This window comes from Legionella tunisiensis (genome assembly GCF_000308315.1).
GTDB classification, from domain to species: Bacteria; Pseudomonadota; Gammaproteobacteria; order Legionellales; family Legionellaceae; genus Tatlockia; species Tatlockia tunisiensis.
The window spans coordinates 1-3,006 of the sequence record NZ_CALJ01000032.1; the positions used below are offsets into that span (position 1 = coordinate 1).

Genomic DNA, 3,006 nt, shown 5'->3' on the forward strand with positions numbered 1-3,006 from the left:
TTTAGTAAAAGCTTTACTCATCATTTACTCTCCAATTGTCTAAATTGGCCAGCGTAGCCTTGATGAAGCGTAACGCAATCAAGGCTACGCTGGCTATTAGAACTTTTGAAAAATAGAATGAAATCACATGGTGACGCATTTTTTATTAGAATTATTTACATTCTTCTCATGCTTATTTGATTGCTGGAAGATCGTATTTTTTATTAGATTAGAAGGAACTAAATCCGTTTGAATTACAGTACAAGACTCAACTGGCTCATAGGAACCGAACGTATCAGATTTCGGAAAATATGGAGTGACCTCATTATCAAACTGCTCTTCCGTATCGGAATAGTCATAAGTTACATAACAAGGTCTTGTTTTTCCAACAGTACTTAATCTATCTTGCATCCCTTCTTCGATGGTTTTATCCATGTCACCCTTGACCTTGGGAATGTGTTTAACGCCAACAAGCGCTATACAAATAGTGTCTTTATCAATCCCTTGGCCTATATAACTACTAAATATTTCATTTGGTCGAATAATTCTCTCCAAACTTTCGGCAAATACTTTCTGAGCCAACGCGTTATAAGCAAATAATGATATCTCACTTTCGTCATGATAGATTTTGCATGGCAGGTTCAAAGCCTCCACAATTTTGGATATATCTTCATGGGATTGAACAGTAATAAATGGAGCAGAAATCTTATTTTCAAGGCCAAATAATTCGATGCCTTGCTCGATTAATTGGGTATAAAATAGTCTGTGAGAGCGTCTTAACGTTGTAGGAATATCATCTACAAAGTACGGTTGATTAATCCCTTCTTGCAAAGCGATCAGCCCCTCTGAAAAACCCTGATTTTTTTCCCAGGCCTTTCTTTCTGCAAAATCTCAATTGTTTCCTTTAAACCAAGCATTCCTGCGTTTGAATTGTGTGTTTCCCCTAGCAAGATACATTTCATTTCAGGATCTTCGATTTGCTTTAATATCCATTGCCTTAGCTTCATTTTGTTATTCAACCGATTTATAAAATTTGCTTAAAATTTTACCAAATTCAGCTTAAGAGAAAATTAAAAAGTCTGAGCACACCTTTGCTAAATCACAACGCAACACTAAAGCGTCATCAAGCGCTACGCTGGCTACGGTAACATACCTATCGCCTTGTCCCTGCTTAAAAATTAGAGATGAATAATTTAGAGTTGGGACTGAGAGGAAAAGAGGGGATCACCCATTGTTATATTCAATATACAAGCTAAGATACGCAGCAGTTAAAAATGGTTGTAACGATCTTAATTATCAATAGTAACTTAAGGGTAATAAATGTTAGTAAACTCTACGCTCAAACTCGAAGTGGACAAGCAAACCGTTAATTACGTTTCTGCTTGGTCTGTTGGTCAACCGACCAAATCAAGCGCTACGATTACAGTTGTACAACACGGCAGCAAAATGTATTTAGTGACCAATGCGCATGCGGTGGCCAATTCAACTTATTTAAAAGTAAAATTTAATCAAGGGTCTACCGAATTACCTGTAACGCCGGTGTGGATTGACCCTATTATGGATGTTGCTATCGTAGAGACGACTTCTCCAGAAGCCGAAGCCCTCCTGGCAAATAAAGTGAAACCATTAGACATTAATACGGAATTTCAACCTTCTTCAACGGAGGTAAATGCCTATGGTTATCCCACAGGAGGAAAAGGTCTTTCCTTTACCAAAGGCCATGTATCAAGAACGGAAGTATCCACCATCGCCAACTCCCGCTTACCAGGTATTACTGTACAAACCAGTGCACCAATTAACCCTGGTAATAGTGGCGGACCGATTACGATAGTACGGGAAAAACAAGAAGAGTGTATCGGCATCGTAAGCCAAGGCACATCTTCACTCAGTAATGTGGGTTATTTTATTCCTGCCTGCACCATTGTACAAACTATAGAAAACTACAAACGCTTCGGTGCACTCAGGGCAAAGCAATTTATTGATTATGTGACTGTCCCTCAAATCAGCTTTGAGTGGCAAGCAGTAAAGAATCCTTCTCTACGAGCTCAATTGAATATGCAAGATTCTCTTGAGAGTGAACCCTTAGGCATCCGTGTATCGCAAGTACCACCCACGTCATGCGCTTATACTCTCTTGCGGGAAGGCGATGTCATTCTTGCAATAGATGGCCATAAAATTCACGCCGATGGAAGTGTTCAGGTCAAGGAACTCGAGAATCCTATCTCTTATCTCTATCTTTTACAGCGCAAGAAATACCTCGATGAGATAGTGTTTGTAATTCAAAGAAAAAATGACCAGGGAGACTCTGAAACACTAAAAATTACGGTTAGGCTAACTGAACAGTTAGGCCGCAGTATTGTCGGACCCAAGAGCGACAAACCACTCAAATACCACATTCAGCCTTCGGGAAAAAATGGCGGCTATGTGTTTGTCCGTTGCACCCAACCCTTGATGGACACATTTACAACCAGTTATGCAACTGGGCAAAAAGTCATTGTTGATAAATCCAATGTTCCGCTCATGTTTAATGAATTTTCCAGGATTTCGCCTAAAAAGGACGGTTACGAAGTTGTTGTACTACAGAATATTCTGGTATCAGAAGACACGGACGGTTATGAAAATTTTGCCCTTAGCCGTGGGGCAATGTGTGAAAGCGATCGTGTTATTGAGGTCAATGGTGAACCAATAAGAAACTTATGGGACTTGGTATCAGCATTAACAAAAAACGCAACGAAAGCCTCTTTAGTGAAATTTGCAAATGGCAAAGAATTGGTTATTGCACCTGAAGTGGATAAAGTACGGGACGTATTAAAATCCAAGTACCAAATTGCATTTTTTACCAGTCCTCAAGTTGCCCCCATCCTTAAACTACCCTTTTTAGATGAGATTAAGGGCTTGAAAAAAGATGAGAGTACTGAAAGCACTGCGCGGATGGGAAGCGGCTTCTAATTGCCAAGGATGCGAGTACCCAGAGCAGCAGGGCTTGAGTTTTGATCATTGAATACAAAATTCAAGCCCTGATAATCA

2 protein-coding genes are annotated in these 3,006 nt (G+C 39.8%); one reads left to right on the plus strand and one right to left on the minus strand.

Annotated features, from left to right (window positions below; translation table 11 throughout):
* Positions 1-123: 123 nt before the first annotated feature.
* Positions 124-810, minus strand: coding sequence for a hypothetical protein (locus BN58_RS02415; RefSeq protein WP_019215486.1), 687 nt, complete (start codon positions 808-810; stop codon positions 124-126).
* 489 nt (positions 811-1,299) lie between these two features.
* Between BN58_RS02415 and BN58_RS02425 the strand changes: the two genes are divergently transcribed.
* Positions 1,300-2,928 (plus strand): S1C family serine protease, encoded by a 1,629-nt coding sequence (locus BN58_RS02425; protein WP_019215488.1) that lies wholly within the window; start codon positions 1,300-1,302, stop codon positions 2,926-2,928.
* Positions 2,929-3,006 lie beyond the last annotated feature (78 nt).